Annotated in this window: 18 protein-coding genes; 6 read left to right on the top strand and 12 right to left on the bottom strand. The window is 53.3% G+C overall.

Features of this window, described 5'->3' with window-relative positions:
• Complete coding sequence (locus NYR02_RS02140; protein WP_260974752.1) at positions 1-714, bottom strand: Crp/Fnr family transcriptional regulator; 714 nt, start codon at positions 712-714, stop codon at positions 1-3.
• An 80-nt stretch (positions 715-794) separates the two neighbouring features.
• Here NYR02_RS02140 and NYR02_RS02145 point away from each other — a divergent pair, with 80 nt between their 5' ends.
• The 3 genes from NYR02_RS02145 (at position 795) to NYR02_RS02155 (ending at position 3,670) form a co-directional block, all read left to right on the top strand.
• Positions 795-1,562, top strand: coding sequence for a class II aldolase/adducin family protein (locus NYR02_RS02145; RefSeq protein ID WP_260974753.1), 768 nt, complete (start codon positions 795-797; stop codon positions 1,560-1,562).
• 137 nt (positions 1,563-1,699) lie between these two features.
• Complete coding sequence (locus NYR02_RS02150; protein WP_260974754.1) at positions 1,700-2,623, top strand: alpha/beta fold hydrolase; 924 nt, start codon at positions 1,700-1,702, stop codon at positions 2,621-2,623.
• A 21-nt stretch (positions 2,624-2,644) separates the two neighbouring features.
• On the top strand, positions 2,645-3,670 hold the full coding sequence (locus NYR02_RS02155) for an AraC family transcriptional regulator (protein WP_260974755.1): 1,026 nt from the start codon (positions 2,645-2,647) through the stop codon (positions 3,668-3,670).
• 246 nt (positions 3,671-3,916) lie between these two features.
• Here the strand turns inward: NYR02_RS02155 and NYR02_RS02160 are convergent, their stop codons facing one another.
• The 5 genes from NYR02_RS02160 to NYR02_RS02180 form a co-directional block, all read right to left on the bottom strand.
• Complete coding sequence (locus NYR02_RS02160) at positions 3,917-5,980, bottom strand: alkyl/aryl-sulfatase (protein ID WP_260974756.1); 2,064 nt, start codon at positions 5,978-5,980, stop codon at positions 3,917-3,919.
• Between the two features lie 154 nt (positions 5,981-6,134).
• On the bottom strand, positions 6,135-7,382 hold the full coding sequence (locus NYR02_RS02165; protein ID WP_260974757.1) for an ABC transporter permease: 1,248 nt from the start codon (positions 7,380-7,382) through the stop codon (positions 6,135-6,137).
• A complete protein-coding gene (locus NYR02_RS02170) occupies positions 7,376-8,128 on the bottom strand; it encodes an ABC transporter ATP-binding protein (RefSeq protein ID WP_260974758.1) in 753 nt (250 codons plus the stop codon). Before NYR02_RS02170 ends, NYR02_RS02165 begins: the two co-directional genes overlap by 7 nt.
• A 5-nt stretch (positions 8,129-8,133) precedes the next feature.
• Positions 8,134-10,260, bottom strand: coding sequence for a TonB-dependent receptor (locus NYR02_RS02175; RefSeq protein ID WP_260974759.1), 2,127 nt, complete (start codon positions 10,258-10,260; stop codon positions 8,134-8,136).
• 73 nt (positions 10,261-10,333) lie between these two features.
• Positions 10,334-11,797, bottom strand: coding sequence for a hypothetical protein (locus NYR02_RS02180; RefSeq protein WP_260974760.1), 1,464 nt, complete (start codon positions 11,795-11,797; stop codon positions 10,334-10,336).
• A 121-nt stretch (positions 11,798-11,918) separates the two neighbouring features.
• On the opposite strand from NYR02_RS02180, the gene NYR02_RS02185 reads away from it, so the two are divergent.
• Positions 11,919-12,530 carry a DUF3299 domain-containing protein gene (locus NYR02_RS02185; RefSeq protein WP_260974761.1) on the top strand — a complete coding sequence of 204 codons (612 nt, stop codon included), beginning with the start codon at positions 11,919-11,921 and terminating at the stop codon, positions 12,528-12,530.
• 22 nt (positions 12,531-12,552) lie between these two features.
• Here the strand turns inward: NYR02_RS02185 and zigA are convergent, their stop codons facing one another.
• A complete protein-coding gene (zigA, locus tag NYR02_RS02190; RefSeq protein WP_270049473.1) occupies positions 12,553-13,791 on the bottom strand; it encodes a zinc metallochaperone GTPase ZigA in 1,239 nt (412 codons plus the stop codon).
• A 285-nt stretch (positions 13,792-14,076) separates the two neighbouring features.
• Here zigA and NYR02_RS02195 point away from each other — a divergent pair, with 285 nt between their 5' ends.
• Both NYR02_RS02195 and NYR02_RS02200 read left to right on the top strand, forming a co-directional pair.
• Positions 14,077-14,754, top strand: a complete 678-nt coding sequence (locus tag NYR02_RS02195; protein WP_260974762.1) for a phosphatase PAP2 family protein — start codon at positions 14,077-14,079, stop codon at positions 14,752-14,754.
• Positions 14,755-14,829: 75 nt separating this feature from the next.
• Positions 14,830-16,174 (top strand): IS1182 family transposase gene (locus NYR02_RS02200; RefSeq protein WP_420864290.1). Its coding sequence is split into 2 segments (ribosomal slippage): positions 14,830-15,390 and positions 15,392-16,174, totalling 1,344 coding nucleotides; the frame shifts between segments, so codons are not numbered across the junction.
• 235 nt (positions 16,175-16,409) lie between these two features.
• Here the strand turns inward: NYR02_RS02200 and NYR02_RS02205 are convergent.
• From NYR02_RS02205 to NYR02_RS02225, 5 genes are all read right to left on the bottom strand, one after another.
• A complete protein-coding gene (locus NYR02_RS02205; RefSeq protein WP_260974764.1) occupies positions 16,410-16,787 on the bottom strand; it encodes a hypothetical protein in 378 nt (125 codons plus the stop codon).
• 125 nt (positions 16,788-16,912) lie between these two features.
• Entirely contained in the window at positions 16,913-17,527 is a 615-nt protein-coding gene (locus tag NYR02_RS02210; RefSeq protein ID WP_260974765.1) for a class I SAM-dependent methyltransferase, read from the bottom strand.
• A gap of 28 nt (positions 17,528-17,555) precedes the next feature.
• Positions 17,556-18,050, bottom strand: a complete 495-nt coding sequence (locus NYR02_RS02215) for an N-acetyltransferase (protein WP_260974766.1) — start codon at positions 18,048-18,050, stop codon at positions 17,556-17,558.
• 54 nt (positions 18,051-18,104) lie between these two features.
• Positions 18,105-18,512, bottom strand: a complete 408-nt coding sequence (locus tag NYR02_RS02220; protein WP_260974767.1) for a hypothetical protein — start codon at positions 18,510-18,512, stop codon at positions 18,105-18,107.
• A 15-nt stretch (positions 18,513-18,527) separates the two neighbouring features.
• On the bottom strand, positions 18,528-18,764 hold the full coding sequence (locus NYR02_RS02225) for a helix-hairpin-helix domain-containing protein (RefSeq protein ID WP_260974768.1): 237 nt from the start codon (positions 18,762-18,764) through the stop codon (positions 18,528-18,530).
• Positions 18,765-18,879 lie beyond the last annotated feature (115 nt).

Here is an 18,879-nt window from a genome sequence, read left to right on the forward strand (position 1 = left end):
TCAGCGCGGTACACCGGCATGCCCGGCAACCGCTTCCAGCGCCTGGCTGTCGAGAATATCAATGCGGTTATAGTGTGTGCTGATCCAGCCGGCGCTCACCCACTGCGCCAGTACCCGCGCCACCGACTGCCGCGATACGCCCATCATTTCTGCCAGTGCCTGCTGCGACATCGAGTGGCGGGTATCCATACGCTGCAACTGCAATAATTTTCGTGCCAGGCGTGCCGGCATCGGCAGCAGGGTGGCTTCTTCCACTGCATCCATCAGCAGCCGTAAACGCTGGCATAAGTGTTTTGCCAGCGTCGGCCATAATTGCGGATAACGCTGCAGCATCGACTGAAAATCCGTTGCGGCGATCAGTAATAATTCGCTGTCTTCCATCGCACTGGTGTCGTGGGTACGTGGCAGCCCGTCAACCAATGAGATTTCACCAAACCAGTCGCCGGGTAAAAAATAAGCCAGTGTCAGTACTTTACCGTCATCGGTCAGGGTGCTGACGCCCAGCCGCCCGTTGATAACTCCCATATAGCCTTTCGCCAGATCGCCACGGGCATGTACCTGCTGGCCTGTGCTCAGGCGCAGAATGGTGCTGGCACGGGCCAGTTGTTCCAGCTCCGCTTCCGGCAATTCGGCCAGCCAGCTTTGCCGCAGCAGTTGCAGACGCTGCTGTACGGAGGGTTCGGCGGGTGCGGATAACGGCGGATTGTCAGGCACAGGATTGTCCAAAAATTTACAGAGTTTGCCGCTCAGGCGGGGTATGTTGCTGGTGAGAATAATAACCAGAGGAGTTTAAGATGACCAAGCAAAACGCCGTCAGCGTCCGTGAACAGGTATCCGCCGAAGAATGGCAAATGCGGGTTGATCTGGCCGCCTGTTATAACCTGGTCGCCCATTATGGCTGGGACGATCTGATTTTTACTCATATTTCTGCCCGCGTGCCCGGCCCGGAGCATCATTTTCTGATTAACCCTTATGGTTTGATGTTTGACGAAGTGTCGGCGTCCAGTCTGGTCAAGGTGGATCTGCAGGGTAATAGAGTGATGCCGTCGGAATATGAAATTAACCCGGCCGGTTTTACCATTCACAGTGCGGTACACGAAGCCCGTGATGATGCTAAGTGCGTGATTCATTTACACACCAAAGAAGGTGTGGCGGTTTCAGCACAGAAAGACGGCCTGCTGGCAATTTCTCAGCAATCGCTGTTTCCGCTGTCCGGCCTGAGCTACCACGAATACGAAGGCGTGGCGTTAAATCCGGAAGAAAAAGTCCGCTTAGTCGCGGATCTGGGAGAAACCCAGTTTATGATTCTGCGCAATCATGGCCTGCTGACCTGTGCCGATAGTGTGGCTGATGCCTTTTTAAATATGTTTATTCTGCAGCGTGCCTGCGAAGTGCAGTTACTGGCGCAGTCCGGTGGTAGTGAATTAATTATGGTGCCGGATGCAATTGTGGCCGGTATTAAACAGGCAGCACAGCAGGTAACCCGCAATGCCGGTGGCAAACTGGCGTGGCCCGGATTATTGCGTAAACTGGAGCGTATTCAGGCACCTTACGCGCAGTAAATCTGTGCGCTAAAAGGTTATCGTCAGGGTCTGTTTAATCGCCAGGGTCTGTTTAATTGGTATTAACAGGGCCTGAAACACAGAGCAGGGCGAAGTTAAGCCCTGCTCTGTTTTTATAAAAATAAAAAAGGTTTTTTATGAGCGCCAATGCACCGTCTTTAAACCAGTGGCAGCAACAGGGAAAACGTATCTCCTTGCTGGGTCAGGATATTTTTTACTGCACCGCAGGTGATGCAGACAAACCGGCATTATTGTTGATTCATGGTTTTCCGACGGCGTCATGGGACTGGCGTTACCAGTGGCAGGCGCTGAGCGAAAACTATTTTGTCATCACGATGGATATGCTGGGTTTTGGTTTCAGTGCCAAACCGCAGAATCGCGATTACCGCATTGCCTTTCAGGCGGATTTACAGCAAGCCCTGCTTAAGCATCTGAATATTCAGCAGTACAGCATTCTGGCACACGATTATGGCGATACCGTGGCACAGGAATTACTGGCCCGTGATCTTGATCAGAACCGCAACAGTAATCAAAGCAGCAATAACAGTAGCAATAACAGTAGCATAAGCGCCTGTATTTTATTAAATGGCGGACTGTTTCCCGAAACCCACAAACCGGTGCTGGTACAGAAATTACTGATCAGCCCGCTGGGGCCACTGTTTGCCCGTTTGTATTCTTATAAAAAGTTGCAGAAAACCTTTGCTTATATTTGTGCGAAACCGCTCAGTGATGAAGAACTGCAGGGCTTCTGGACATTAATTTCACACCAGCAGGGCTTACGGGTTTTTCATAAGCTGATCCGTTATATGAGTGAGCGGCGGCAATTCCGTGAGCGTTGGGTTGGTGCCTTACAGAATACCCACGTGCCGCTGGCATTAATTAATGGCTCCGCCGATCCTATTTCCGGTGAGCATATGGTGGCCCGTTACCGTGAACTGGTGGACGGGGAAAACATTGTGCAATTGCCGGGTATTGGTCATTATCCTCAGCTGGAAGACAGTCAGTCCGTACTGGCGGCTGTGCAGTCTTTTCTGGCCGGCGTCATGTTGTCCGGCGGTTAATCTTTTCAGTACAGGTTCGCCATGAATCAGTCGTCTTATTCCACCATCGCCGCCTGGGCACTGGCGATCTGCAAAGCGCTGCAGGAATCAGGCCGCGATCCGTTGCCGCTGCTGCAGGATGTCGGCCTGAATCTGCAGGAACTGGAGCAGCAACCCGACAGCCGTGTCGCCATTGCCACCATGACGGCGTTCTGGGACAGGGTAGAACAGGCTACTGCTAATCCGGCTTTTGGTCTGGAAGTCTCCCGTTATGTGCAGCCCATGCACTTTCGCGCCCTCGGTCTGCTAATGCTCAGTTGTCAGAATATGCAGCAGGTGATCGATAAGCTCGGGCGCTATCACGCCATGATTTCCAATACGGTGAATATCCGCGTTATTCACCAGCCACACCGGATTGGTTTTGCCATTGATCCGCTTGCTGGTGTGCCCATCAGTGCGCTGGCGGTTGACGGTTTTTTTGCCACCATCGTTACCTTTGCCCGGCAGTTAACCGGGCAAAATATGCTGGTACAGAATGTTGAATTAATGCGCGCTGTACCTGTTTCTGCTCATGAACGCTGGAGTACGTTTTTTCAATGTCCGGTCAATTTTCAGCAAGCCACCAACTGCTTATGGTTTGAACGCGCACAGCTGATAAAAATGGCATTGCCAGGTGATTCACAACTGGCCGCGGCCAACGAAGCTCTGGTTGAACAATACCTGCAAAAAATGAATGCTCTTAACTGGCACGAGCGGATAAAAAACAGTATTCAGGCGGTGCTGGAACAGGGCGAACCGACGCTGGCCGATACTGCACAGGTATTTAATCTGAGCGAACGGACACTGAGGCGTTATCTGCAACAGGAAGGCACCAGTTTCCGTCAGATACTGGAAGAAGTACGGCGTGAAATGGCCGTTCATTACCTGCTACAGACAGCGGTGCCGGTAACGGATATAGCGTTACGGCTGGGCTTCAGTGACAGCAGTAATTTTAACCGCGCATTTCAGCGCTGGTTTGAGCAGACGCCGGGGCAATACCGTAAGGAAAAGAAAAGCGACGGAGCTTAAAAATGCCCCCTCGCAGAAAGTCTCTTGCCATCTGGCTCCCACGCTCATCTGGCTCCCACGTTCTGCGTAGCCCTGGCCGGTACCGTTGCATTTCCACACGAAGCAGGGCATTCCCACGCGGAGCATGGGAACGAGAAGGGAGAGCTTCATCTGGCTCCCACGCTCTGCGTGGTAGCCCTTGCCGTACAGTTGCATTCCCACACGAAGCAGGGCATTCCCACGCGGAGCGTGGGAACGAGAAGAAAATTAATCCGGCAAAACAATCGCAAACGATGTTGCAGGTTTTTCAAACAGGCTGAAAAAGCGCACCAGATCAATCTTGCTGCCATCAATGCTCAGGTCATCAGAAAACAGCGTGTCTTTTAAGCCGGCCTCACCAATCAGCATGCTGATAAACAGCGGGTGAGTCAGGTTCAGGGTGGCATTGATTTCACCTTCCACCGGCGTGTCTTGATTCAGCTGGCGATGATGTAATACGGCGTTTTCAATCCACAGTAAGTGGCTTTCATTCAGATCGGTGAAGTTAATTTTAATACGCCAGTTTTTATCGGCGGCATCTTCGGCTTTTAAGCGCACGGCCAGAGTATCGAAGAAGTTGGCCACCGGCGTCTGCAGCAGCATATCTTTCATGGTGGCGATATTAATGCCGGTTTCCGGTGTACCGGTACGCAGTTCCAGTGCTGCGGTTAAATACACATCACGCCACGGACCGGACTCAGCCTGATAACCCAGCTGATCATAATTACGTGCCAGCAGTTTACGTGCCGCACTATTATCCGGTTCGGCAAACACCAGATGATTCAGCAGCTCGGCACTCCAGCGGTAATTACCGGCATCAAACGCACTCTGTGCTTTTTCCAGCAGAGCACCGGCGCCACCGGCGAGAGCAACATAACCGGCGGCCCGTTGCGGATCGGGCAGCGGATCAAGGTGGGCCGGGTTGGCGTCGTACCAGCCTAAATAGCCCTGGTAAACCGCACGTGCATTGTGTTTTACCGTGCCGTAATAACCCCGGCTGGAAAAGGCCTGGGCGAGGGAATCGGGCAGGGCCAGATCTTCGGCAATTTCACCCGGTGTCATGCCCTGGTTCATACGGCGCACGGTCTGATCGTGAATAAATTTATAGGTATCGCGCTGTTGTTTCAGGAAGGTCTGAATACGTTCTTTGCCCCACATCGGCCAGTGGTGGCTGGCGAAATAAATATCGGCATCGGCAAACAGATTACGTGCTTCTTCAATATAAGCACTCCATTTCATGGCGTCGCGTACTTTGGCACCGCGCAGGGTGTAGAGGTTGTGCATATTGCGCGAAACCACTTCACCCCCGCAGAAGGCTTTATATTGCGGTAAATAAAAGGTGAACTCGGCCGGTGCTTCGGATTCCGGCGTGTACTGGAACTGAAACTGAACACCGTCAATGGTCAGCTCGGTTGGAGTGGCACTGACCAGCTGGTTCGGTTCAATAATGCTGAACTCACCAAACGCCGGGCCTTTACCCAAACCAGAGTCAACGTGACCAAATTCGTCCCGCGCCAGATTTTTACCGTACATATAAACCGCACGGCGGCTCATGGCGGTACCGGCAATAATATTTTCGCTGGTGGCTTCTTCCATAAATCCGGCCGGTGCAATCACCGGAATATTCCGCTGTGCAATTTCCTGCTGGCTGATAATGCCGAGCACACCGCCAAAATGGTCGATATGGCTGTGGGTAAATAAAATGGCGCTGATATTCTGTGTGCCCGGGTAGCGCTCTGCCAGTTGCTGCATGGCGAAATTAAAGGCGGTGCGTGATGTTTCTTTAGCGGTGATCGGGTCGATCACAATCCAGCCGCTGTCGCCTTTAATCAGCGTCATATTGGATAAATCAAAACCACGCAGCTGATAAATGCCCGGCGTGACTTCAAATAAACCGTGAATATTATTCAGCTGTGCCTGACGCCACAGGCTGGGGTTGACGCTGTCGGGTGCATCACCCTGAACAAAGCCGTAGGCCGGCATATCCCAGACGTTTTTGGCCGGGTCGGCCAGCGAAGCAACCTGCAGGTTTTCCGGGCTGGCGATCAGGCCACGGCGGGCATCGTTAAAATCCTGCTGATCATTCAGATTCAGTTGCTCTGCCACCTGACGGTTGGCCGCAATGGTGGTGGCGGTTGCCGCGCGTTCGTCGCTGCTGACGCTGATCTGGTTATCGGACTGACCGCAGGCGCTCAGTAACAGACCGGCGCTGAGCAGCAGCCCGGCATGCAGGCTTTGCTGGCCACGGATTTTGCGCAAGCGCAAAGCAGGGAAAGGAAGTTTGATTGTCATTATAAGCTCCTGTGCTGATCTCTCAGTGTAGGAGCCTGACTGCGGCGTTGCCGGTTCGCGCCGGTCAGTCACTTGTCTTTACTGACCACTCTTAAGTGGCCAGTCTGAAGTGAAGTGGCCAGTCTGCTGATGCTGCCGGTTTAATGCTGGCGGTTTAATGTTGAGTCGTTAACGACAAGCGGTAGGCCGACAGTGCCGGTAACAGGCCGGCGAGTAAGGCCAGAGCAATGCTCAGCCCTGCATAAAGCCCACTGCCGTCGAGGTTCAGCAAAGGTTCAATCAGCAAGCCATAGTGTTCGGCCAGCAACGGTTGTGCCAGCCACTGCGTGGCCGCCGCCATGCTCAGGGCCAGTAACCAGCTGAGCAGCGTCAGCAGTAATACCTCGGTTTCCAGCAGCACAAAGAGGTACAGCGGGCGGGCGCCAATAATACGCAGCAGGGCAATTTCCTGACGTCGTCCGGCCACGGTGACCTGCAACATAGCCACCGAACCGAGCAGGCTGGTGATTAACATCAGCAGGCTCAGTGCCTGCAACAGTTGTTCGGCATTGCCCAGAAATTGCCAGAATTCGCTTAGGGCAACGCCGGGAATCACCGCAGTTAGCGGTTCCTGATGGGGCTGGTTTAAAACGTTCTGCAGCTGAAATAACAGCGGCCGAGAGGTCAGGCCAACAAAGACGGCGGAGATGGCATCAGCCTCAGGCAGTTCCTGCCATTCCGCGTTTGTCAGACGCAGAGCCTGTTGCGGATCGTGCAGCGCTTCCAGCGTTTGCAGATGCACATGCAGCGAGCGGTCAACCGGCGTGCCGGTTGGCTGCAGGATACCGGCAACCACAAAATCCACCTCTTTGTGTTGCATAAAGCTGTGGCCGTGGCTGCCATGGCTGAGGTGCAGATGATCGCCCACGGCATAGCCACGCTCGCGTGCCACGGTGGCACCAATAAATACCTGCAGCGGTGCGGCAAAGTGCGGTTGCTGCAGGTTGATTTCTGGCAGGGCGCTGCTTAATTGCAGCGCCTGCTGGCGGCCGTAACGGAAATGGCGGAAGTAATCATCGTTGGTGCCGATCACCGCATAGCCCTGATGGGAGTCGCCGAGCACGATGGGAAAGGTCCAGGCGGTTTGCGGCCGTTGTTCGATTTCATGCCAGCGCTCTGCCGACATCGCCTGAGTTGGCGTGCCCATGCGGAATACTGAATACAGTAACACCTGCAGCGGATGGCTGCGGGCGGCCACAATCAGGTCGGTGCCGCTGATGCTGTTGCTGAAGCTGCTGCGTAACTCGCTGCTTAAGCTGCGGGTCAGTAACAGGGTGGCGAGACTCAGGCTCATCGCCAGCACAATCAGCGCCACCGCTAGTTTACGCTGCAGCAGACTTTTAACGGCCAGACGCATCAGCATGGCAGTGGCTCCTTATCTGACTCCTGTGTTGCTCGCTGACCGGGCTTACAGCTGGCGATATCCAGCACCCGGTCAAAATGCGGCTGCAGGCTGAGGTCGTGGCTGACCAGTAACAGGCTTGCACCGCTGGCGGAACACTCCTGCAGCAGCAGGCGCATAAAGGCATCTTTGTTTGCACTATCCAGTGCCGAGGTTGGCTCGTCGGCGATGATCAGCGCCGGACGGTGTACCAGTGCGCGGGCAATAGCAGCGCGCTGTTGCTGGCCAACGCTCAGCTGCGCTACGGTCTGGTTAGCCTGTTCGCTCAGGTTCAGTTGTTGCAGCAGATAGTTTTGCCAGTAGCGGTCATTGTGCTGCCCGGCAAAATTCTGCATCAGCTGCAGATTTTCGCTCACCGTCAGATAGGGCAGCAGGTTAAAGGTCTGGCTGATCACTCCGGTTTTTCTGGCACGCAGGTGGTCGCGCTGACGTGCGCTCAGTTGCCACAGTGATTTACCGGCCAGCCATACCTCGCCGGTACTGGGCTGACAGAGCCCGGCAATAATATTCAGCAGGGTCGATTTACCGCTGCCCGACGGGCCATGCAGAAAACAGCGCTCGCCGGCCTGCAATTGAAAATGGTGGATATCCAGCAGGGTTTCTGCCTGTCCGGATTGGGCATCTGGCCAGGCGTGCAGCAGATGGCGGATTTCCAGCACTGGCTGTACGGCGACAGGTTGATCTGCGGAAAGATCGGCTGTGATCATGTTGATCAGAAGCTCCAGTTCAGCCCTAACTGCACATTGCGTCCGGCAAGCGGCGCAGCATGTTTCAGGTAGGACACATGATTAACGGCGTATTGGTCGGTCAGGTTACTGGCGGCGAGGCGCCAGAGCAATTCGCTGTGCGCTAACAATTGGCGGTAACTGAGGCTGGCGTTCAGCAGCGTATGGCCGTCGCTGGGGTCTTCGTTGGCGGCGGTGCGCTTCTGGCTGGCTGTTGCCTGTCCTTCCAGACGCATCAGCAGATGCCCGCTTTCCCGGTTGATGGCAAACAGGGCACTGGCCGGTGGCGTGCGTGGCAGATGATCACCGTTACGCAGACGCGCCTGAACCACATCGGCATTGATATCCAGATGCCAGAGTTCGTCAATGTTGTGCTGCCAACTGAACTCCGCACCGAGAAAACGGGCATCGTCCTGCTCCTGACGATACACATTATTATCGTGGAAGGGGTCGGTGAAATCTTTCAGCTCGTTGTAGATGTAATCCTGAAAACGGTAGTGAAACAGAGCGATTTTCACGCGGTCGTGTTCGCTTTCACGCAGCCAGTTAATATCAAGGGTCCAGGCGGTTTCCACGCTCAGGTCGGGATTATCGAGCTGGAACGAGAAGGTTGCATGATGATCACCATTCCAGAACAGCTCGGCGGCATCCGGTGCTCGTTGTACCCGTGCCAGATTCAGCCCCAGACGCTGTTGCTCATCCAGCACCCAGGTGCCTGCTGCCGACAATGTCGCCGGATTGAAATTTTTGTCGTTGTAGTAGCTGCGTTGCTGGCGATAGTTGGGGTCAATCGGGTCCGGGTCTGAGCTGATACTGACAGAATCAAGGCGTGCGCCAAGCTCCAGCGTGCCCTGTGCCCAATCTCGTTGTTCAACCAGAAACACACCGGTTTGCGTGGTTTCGTTCAGGGGCATTGGCGTTGAGTGGGAATGCAGAAAGCCGCCGCGTTCACGGTTTAACAGGTTGAATCCGGTTGCTCCGTCCCAGGCGGTTGCCGCAAACGAAGGGATGCCGCTGCAGCCGCTGTGATTATGGCACAAGGCCAGTTTCTGATATTTCATCTGCAGGCCAAAGGTTCCCTGCCATTGGCCGAATGCCGCATGGCGCATACGGCTTTGCAGCTCCCAGCTTTCCTGATCAAACAGGCCGATATCCACCGTGGCGGCACCGGGAATATCATTTCTGGCCCCGGTTTCTGCGTGTTCATAATCGTTGAATGACAGCTCGGTGCGCCATTCATCCAGCCAGCTGAAAGCGCCGGACGGGTCAGGACGCCAGGCACCTTTCAGATCGTAACGGACTTGCTTGGGCTTAACCCGGAAAGGCTCGCCATCGGTATTGGGCACGCCGTAGTCATACTCCAGAGTGCTGATACTGGCGCCGATAAACCCCCGTTTACCATCCGCCCAGCTCAGCGCAACAGCACCACCTGAGCCTTCGCTGTCGCTATTGGCAATGCGGCCACTGTTGTTGGCGGCGGGAATGTCGCCGCGCTCGCCGCTGGAGTAATCAGCGGCACTGCGCTGAAAACCGTCGAGGTGCAGTGTCCAGTTGCCACGGCTTGTATCCATTAAACCATCGGTGCTGTAACCGCTGTCGTTGCTGCTGCCTTTAATATTCAGCCCGCCGCTCAGGCCTGAGCCTGGTTGTTCATGGATGCGGCGGTCAATCAGGTTAACCACGCCGCCAATGGCGCCACCACCGTACATCAGGGTGGCCGGACCGTAGATCACTTCTATCTGTTCTGCGGAGCTGGCTTCTGCCATCGGCGAGTGGTCGGAGCTCATGGCGGATAAGTCGGCACTGTCACTGCCATTTTGCAGGATTTTTACCCGGCTGCCGCTCATACCGCGAATAACCGGCCTGCCAACGCCTGGCCCAAAGGAGGCGTTGGCAATACCTGGCGTGCTGTCGAGTAATGTACCGAGAGTGTCACCCGGGTTGTCGTTGATCGCGTCTTTATTAAGAACGGTCGCAGGCTGGGCAACATCGTAGATTGAATTCTGTCCGGCACTGCTGACAACAACAGTATCAAGTTCGGCGGAATGAGCGAGTACCTCAACGGACAGGCAAGCGGAGGTAAGACTTGTAATAACGAGAAACAGACGAGGCATAAAAAAGAACCTGAAACGGTAAGGGCCAGCAGATGCTGGCCCGGGTTATCTGAGCAGGGGTTACGCAGAGCAATTAATGATCGTGGTCGTGATCATCATCCGCGTGCTCTTCCTCTGCTGCATGAGCAAATACAGCACTGAAGGCATTGTTCAGGTTGCTGTTGGCAGTCGTTGAGTGCAGGTGATAATCGTCTTCAGCACTATGGGCATCGACTTCGTACAGCGTGCCTGTTGCACTGTTTACAACCAGAAACTCATAAGCACCGGCCAGCAGCTGAGCATTCGCTGTGCTCCAGATGGCTGCAGCGGCTCCCAGTTGCTCCCGTGCAGTTTCTCCGCTGGCTACCGGGTTGCTGCTTTCATTCACATCAAAGCGGCTCACGGCCAGCTTGCCGCTGTTGCTCAGAAGAGCGATGGCATCGTCTGCGGTTGTTGTGCTCACCGCGATAATGTCACCGAAGTTTTCACCGGTAATGGATACTAAATCGCCACGGTGCGGATGGTCGTTGTGGGCATTCACTAACCAAAGCTGATCGGCCGACCAGGCAGTAATAACACTGTGTTCATGGTTCGTTTTGGTTAAACCGGTAATGTTTTCGATAAAGCCGGTGCTGCCTGTTGTGACTTCACCGATGGCACCTTCACGGCGGGTTTCGGTGGCAGGGTAGCGCTGGGTGACATGGAGGGTTTCACCGGCGCCTTGCGGATGGCCGTCAATGGTTACATAGCCGCTGATCAGCCAGCGCAAGGTGCCATCACCGCATAAAATAAGCGTGAAGTTATCAGTCTGAGCAGTTTGTTCTACGCCATCGGCGCAGGTCATGGATTCTGCAAAGTACCCACCGTCGTGCGGGCGTACCCAGATCAGACCATCGCTACCGGTTGTGCCGTCAGCATTAACCACGGTGATGTCGGTATTGGCCGGGGTTACAGAGTTAGCCGTAAAGGTCATGAACTGACCGCCCTGTAAAGCCAGAGCCGGGTAGACAAGGTTATTGGGTAAGTTCAGCCCGCTAACGACTTCGCCATCGGCGGCTTCCAGCAACAGGCCGCTGCCATCATTTTTCAGCACAGAGAAGTGGTCTGTTGTGGCGACGACCTGAGCGACACCGGCAATGGGGGCTGCGGTTAAAGCTTCTACGTCATGGGTATGAGCATCTTCACCGTGCATATGCTCCAGACCCGAACTGACAATGCTCAGATCACTGCCATTCAGCATGGCGAGGGTGACACCATCGTTAGACAGCACCAGCTGAGCATCGGCACCTGTTGCTACGGTGGTGGAGGTGAACTGCTCGCTTGTAACCGTCTGATCAAACATTTTCAGGGTGTCAGCAGAGCCGGACAGTGAGTAAATCAAACGACCACCTTCGGCGTGAACATGGTCATGATCGTGATCATCATCGTCATCATTTGAAGATGATCCGCCACAGGCGCTCAGGGTCAGGGCCAGCAAGGTGGTTAACGCGGTGGTCGTTACCGGCTTAAGCAAATGGCGTTGACGGTAGCGTACCTGGGGTTGTGCTCGTAGGTTCATGCTGAATTCCTTATAGTCTGCGTCTTGTGTCAGTAACGTTGGCGCTGCCGGGCTTGGCAAGGTGCGGCGCGCCAAAGAAATGATATGTTATATTATAACTTTAAAAATAGGAAACCCTGAGATGGCTGTTTTTCGTTCACTGCTGTCGGGCAGTCGCCGCACGGCTGGCTCCTGGCTGCTGGTACTCGGCTGTGCAGCTTGTTTTACAAGCGCGCAGGCTGCAGACCCGGTCTACCGCGAAATTGAATTTGCCGATTTGCTGCCGGATGAGGATTTCAAAGCGCTGTCGAATCCACCGGCTGAGCTGGCGGCGATTGCCGATGGTTCAGAAGAAGATCAGATTGATGCGGCGCTGGGGCAGGGAGAAGCGGGGAAAAACCCCGACCAGCCGCAGACTGACTGGCACCGGGCGTTGCAATCAACCAATATCCGCGCTGAATTTAACGGCCAGAAAGTCCGTATTCCGGGCTACATAGTGCCGCTGGAGTTCGATGACCAGCAGGTCGTCACCGAGTTCTTTCTGGTGCCCTACTACGGCGCCTGTATTCATCTGCCGCCGCCGCCACCCAACCAGCTGATTCTGGGCAAAAGCAGTGATGGGGTAATGCTGGAAACCATCTACGATCCGTTCTGGATTGAAGGCACGCTGCTGACGGAAGTGAATAAAAATGACGTAGCGACTTCGGCCTACCGCATGACGGTTGAGCAGATTATTCCGTATAAAATGCAGTAGGCCTGAGCCGTCGTGAGCGGGGTTACTCCCAGGCGGGGAATGGGTCGGGCAGTTGTTGCCAGAGCTCTTGCCCGGCCAGCAGTTCGTCGTCGTTCAGCAGGCAGGCGTCCAGCTGCTGGTGGACGTCCTGTTGGTTGAGGCCCTGACCAATAAACACCAGCTCCTGGCGCATATCACCAAAAGGCTCCACCCATTTTTCGCGGATATAGTCGAGGGATTCTTCATCCTGTGGCCAGCGCTCATCGGGTACGGCTTTCCAGAACATGCCGGCAAAACCATGGTGGGCAATTCCGCCAGCCTGACTCCATTGACCGGCAAATTGCGGGCGGCTGGCCAGCCAGAAATAGCCTTTGGAGCGCAGCAGTTTGCCGTCTGGCCAGTCCTGATGCAGAAAATCCCAGAATTTTTGCGGATGAAACGGTTTGCGCGCACGGTACACAAAACTGCCGATACCGTATTCCTCGGTTTCCGGATGATGCTCGCCGCGTAATTCCTGCAGCCAGCCCGGTGCCTGAGCGGCCTGATCAAAATCAAAACTGCCGGTGCCCAGTACTTTATCCAGCGGCGCATTGCCTTTAACCATCGGGATCTGTTCCGCGCGTGGATTCAGGCTGTGCAGAATGGCCTGCAGGCGCTGCAGTTGCTCCGCGCTGACCAGATCGGTTTTGCTGATCAACAGCTTGTCGCAGAATTCAATCTGATCAATCAGCAGGTCGCTGACACTGCGCTGGTCGTCTTCACCCAAGGATTCACCGCTTTCCTGCAATGAACGGGCAGCGTCAAAATCCTGCAGAAAATTCACCGCATCCACCACCGTGACCATCGTATCCAGACGGGCAATATCCGACAGGCTGACGCCATCTTCATCGGCGAAGGTAAAGGTTTCAGCCACCGGCAGCGGCTCGGCGATGCCGGTGGATTCAATCACCAGATAATCAAAACGCCCGGCTTCCGCCAGTTGGCGTACCTCAATTAACAGGTCTTCGCGCAGGGTGCAGCAAATGCAGCCGTTGCTCATTTCCACCAGTTTTTCTTCACCGCGCTTCAGCTCAACTTCGTCTTTTACGAAGGCAGCATCGATATTCACCTCGCTCATATCATTCACAATTACCGCCACCCGACGGTTATCGCGGTTATGCAGAATATGATTGAGCAGGGTGGTTTTACCGGCTCCCAGAAAGCCAGACAGCACGGTAACCGGCAGGCGGGTATCGGCCATCGCCGGAGTTGAATGGGTGGGGGAAGTCGCAGGGGCGTTCATAGAATCCTCGTACCTGGTTGCTTGATTTACCATAATTAGTATATGTTATAACGTAACATTTGTGGATTTGAGAAAGCAAGATAAGAAGAGAAAGAGAGAAGAGAGAAGAGAGAAGGGTGAGTCGCAAGTAACAGAAGGGCGCCGGAAGAACGCGTAAGAAAACCGTGCTTTTAAGCCACGAAAGAAAGCCTGACAGATGAAAGCCTGACAGGAGCTGGTCACTGGGCTGTTGGCATTAAAACCGTTATCCTTGCGCTCTTTATGTTTAACGCGGATTTAACCCACATGGCTTTTGTAAAACAGCACATCGATTGGATTTTATTTATTCTTCTGGCCGCAGTTTTTATCGCGTTTCCACAGATTGATCTGAGCGTCAGCCGCTGGTTTTACGATGCAGAACAGGGTAACTGGCCGCTGGCCAACCACCCGATCAGCGAGTCGGTGTATGCGTTATTCCGTTATGTCCCCTATGTGCTGGTGCCGGTTTTACTGATTGCCGTGGCACTGACCTTTGTTAAAGGCGGCATTGCGCAGGCGCAGCGTAAAGCCTGGGTATTTATTCTGGTGTCGTTGCTGGCGGGCCCCGGCATTCTGGTGCATACCGTATTTAAAGAAGGTTTTGACCGCGCGCGGCCAAAGCAGGTGCAGGAATTTGGCGGCCACAGTGGTTTTACTCCGGCCTTTGTGATTTCAGACCAGTGTGCAAAAAAATGTAAATCTTTCGTTAGCGGACATGCGGCGATGGGATTCTGGCTGATGGCTTTTGCCTGGGTTTTCCGCCGCCGCCGCTGGTTCTGGGCTGGTATGGCCGTGGGAATTGTGGTCAGCGCCGGGCGTATTGTACAGGGCGGACACTTTTTAAGTGATACGATTTTTGCCGGTTTTGTCTGCTATTTTACCTACCGGCTGATGAGCTACTGGATTCTGGGTTACAGCCAGATTCAGGACAATAAGCAAGCATAAAAAACAGGCGCTACGGCGCCTCAGACTGCTGACAAAGTCCTCGCCCTAACCGGCGGGGATTTTTTATAATGGGCCATGCTTAAACATCGCCCCCAAACCCAGTCATCACTCGAATTCGTCTGCATTGATGAACTCGTTCCCAAAGACCACCTGCTGCGCAAGGTCGATAAACACATCGACTTCTCGTTTATTCACGAGCTCGTTAAAGATCTCTACTGTCAGAACAATGGCCGTCCTGCGCTTGATCCCACCTTGATGTTCAAGCTGTTGCTGCTTGGGTATTTATTTGGCGTTCGCAGTGAACGTCAATTGATTCGCGAGGTGGAAGTCAATGTCGCTTATCGCTGGTTCTTAGGATTGGGACTGACCGATAAAATCCCAGACGCATCCACTCTTAGCCAGAACCGTCGACGCCGCTTTAACGATTCTGATGTCTATCAGCAAATCTTCGACCAGATTGTGCTGCAAGCCATGCGCAAAAAACTGGTGTCAGGCCACGTGCTGTACACCGACTCTACGCACATCAAAGCCAGTGCGAATAAAAACAAACACCTGCAAGTGATCGTCAAACAAGAACGCCAGGCTTATATGGATCAACTGGATTGCGCCGTGGAGGAAGAACGGATCAGCCACGGAAAAAAAGCCCTTAGCGCCGCCATCGAAGGCGCCCTCCGAGAAGACGATTAAGCAAAGCACCACCGACCCAGACAGCGGTTATATGGTGCGTGACCAAAAGCCTAAAGGCTTCTTCTATCTTGATCACCGAACCGTGGATGGCAAAGCCAACATCATCACCGATGTCCACATTACCGCAGGCAACGTACACGACAGCGTGCCGTATATCGGGAGGCTGGAACGCCAGCAAAAACGCTTTGGCTTCAACATAAAAGCGGTGGGTCTGGACGCGGGCTACAACTCCGCCGCGATCTGTAAGCAGCTGGAAGATAAGCAGATTTTTGCAGCGATTGCGTATCGTCGCTTAAATCATAAAGCGGGCATGTTTTATAAAAGGGAATTTGAGTACGATGCCGAAAACAATCACTACACCTGCCCGGAAGGCCAGACCTTAATTTATAAAACAACCAGCCGTGAAGGCTACCACCACTACCAGTCAGACGGTTCCCATTGCCAAGGCTGCCCATCCCTGAAGCGCTGCAATAACAATGCGGAGCACGTTAAAACCATCACCCGCCATGTGTGGCAAGACAGCAAAGAGCGCACCACCGAGAAACGTTTAAGCGTCTATGGCCAGGCGATTTATAAACGAAGAAAAGAAACCGTAGAACGCAGCTTTGCCGATGCCAAAGAGTTGAATGGCTATCGATATGCCCGCTTCCGTGGCCGCAATAAAGTGCAAGCTCAGGCATTGCTGACGGCAGCAGCGCAAAACATGAAAAAGATCGCGCTGATGGCGGCTTAAGCCGACATTGACGCTGTTTTTAAGACGAAAACGCCCATCCAGCCCCTCCATAAACCCTAATAGAGGTCGATTCAAAATTACTCGTGCCTCGATGAGAAATCGTTAAAACGGGCGGTTTCGGGTTTACAGAACCATAAAAACAACAAACCCCAGCTGAAAAGCTGGGGTTTGTCAGTAGTCTGAGGCGCTACGGCGCCTGTTTTTTTCTTTTATGGTGTTGTTCTGCGTGCGATGTTTATTGGTTATTAGTCCCGGATTCACAAGAGCTTTCGCAGGCGCGGCAGGCTAAGCGTTTTTCTTTATGTTTCTTCGCGAAGTGCTCACCGTCACCGTAAGCAATAAACTTGTCATAATGCCTGTGGGCACGCTGGGCATTATCCGGGTGTTTGATCGGGCACCAGTACCATTCGGTACGCCCGGCAATTTCACTGGCATAGGCAAATACGCCATTAGCGTAGTCACAGTAGAGGCAGTTCAGCTTTTGTGTGAAGGTAAGATAAGAAAGCTTTTTCCGGTCCAGTGCCAGATAGTCTCTGCGTTTCACCTTCGGTATTTCATACACCGGAAAGCAAATGGCCTGATACAGCGATACAAACAGATCGACAATCACCACCGGTATAATTAATCCGTATATCGCCGGTGCCGTGATGGTAATGAGCAGAAAGTGTTTTGGATTATTTATAACCCGTCGGAAAAGAGCGATGATGATTCTCCTGAGTGTAAGCTGCAGCCGTCTGGCTATTTTCTGGCGACAATAAAAACAGATTCTGTGGCAGGCTGCCAGATATAGTCGATGCTGAAACCGGTATTGCTCAGTCTGGCCAATAAGTCTTCTTTGCTTAAGCGCTTCACAAAGGGCGCCAGATTCAGCACCTGCATAACCGGAATCAGCATACGCCAGAGTGGATTCAGCTCTTTGACCAGAGTGGTGCTGGAAATAAAGACCCCGCCGGGTTTCAGTGATTCGTAGCTGATGGCAATGGCTGAATCTAGATCTTCAAGCAGATGCAGGATATTCAGCCCCAGCACGGCGTCAAAGCTAGCGACGGGTGGATTAATACTTTCCAGCGTTCCCTGCTGAAAACGGATATTATTGATCTCCGCGTCTTTGGCTTTCTGTGCGGCAATGGCCAGCATATTGTCAGAAATATCCGTTGCCAGAACCTCTTTAACATACGGCGCATGAACCATTGCGGTGCTGCCGGTGCCACAGCCAAATTCCAGCACTGACCAATCGGGTTGCAGATACTGCTGGGTTATTTCCAGCTTCTTACGGTAGGCCGCTTCATCCTGAATCTGGCTTTTGGCATAGCGCTGTGCACTGTTCTCCCAGAATGTCTTTGCATCCTTCATCGCCATCTCCTTTGCTTACCTGTGCGGACTACGCCGTAAAGTGCAGCAGTAATTCAGTGTGTCCGGTATGACTGTCGGTTTGTTCCCGTACCAGTGTAAAGCCCTGATTCCGGTAAAAACGACAGCTGGGTTCGTTGGCTTTATATACCGTAAGATGCAGCTCATTGCGCTGCTGTTTGGCGTGATTTAATAATTGTTTACCAATGCCCCGCCCCTGATGCTGCGGAGCAACAAAGATGGCGGCCAGCGTGTTGTTATGCAGAGCATAAAAACCGACAACCTGTGCATTCAGCTCAAATACCCAGACATCGGAGTTGGGTAAATACACATCGCGCATATTATCCAGCTGAGACTGCCAGAATGATGGCTCAATAAAATCATGGGCTTTAACGGACGCATCCAGCCAGACTGTCAGTATTGCGTCGATATCACTGCGGGCAGTCTGTGTGCCTGCGCCGGGAGGGGTCAGCGTAGCGGGGGAGGTTGTGGTATCCAGACGGATACCGGCAGCGGGTCTGATCATAATTATCCGGGGCTAAGTTTTAACAACAAAGAGAGTTTTAACAACAAAGAAAGTTCAGGGCATATCAAGGCAACTGAAACTGTCTGGCAGAATCTGCTGCTGATTATCCCGCTCAAATTTTAAAAATCGGGTGGAGCATTCCTGATCCTGCCAGGGTTTGCAATCGGAAACCGACAGCGTACAGACTCCGTTATAACAACCGTAACTCAGACGGTTTCTGCTGGTTGTATTATTCATTTCCAGCAGTGAGGCAATAACAGCGCCCACTGTGGTAACCGGGCTGCCTTCACAGGCGTAATGCTCAGCGGCAATTTCCATGCTGGCGTAGTGCATCAAACTTTCCAGCAATGGCTGTTGGTCTGCCGCCACCGGACTTTGGTGATAGGAACAGACCCAGGCGCTGAATAAGCCAGTGGCTGTTCCCAGCAGGAAAACAGTAATAACCAGTGCTGTACGTTTCATCGCATCACTTTCCGCTTATAAACCGGCTTTGGCCCGTTCAATCGCGGCATTAATTGCCGCTTTCGCTTGTGGGCTGTTTTTCCAGCAGGTGGTTCTCAGCATCTGAGCCACTCTCTCGGCGATATCTTCTGCGTTGTAAGCGGCCAGCTCCGCCAGCGAACTGATACCAATTTCCTCAAAGCGTTTGACCACGGTCGGGCCAACGCCTTTTACTGCCAGCAGGGCTTCTTTTTCAGGTTCAGAAAATTTCATAGATTGCTTTATTTTAAGGGGTAACGGAGCGGGATGTATGTATTCGGGTTCCATGTGCGGTGGATTGTTATGCTTGCTCTGTACCCACCAAACAGAATTTAAATAAGCTTTCTTT

Source organism: Thalassolituus pacificus (genome assembly GCF_025318105.1).
In the GTDB taxonomy this organism is placed as follows: Bacteria; Pseudomonadota; Gammaproteobacteria; order Pseudomonadales; family Oceanobacteraceae; genus Venatoribacter; species Venatoribacter pacificus.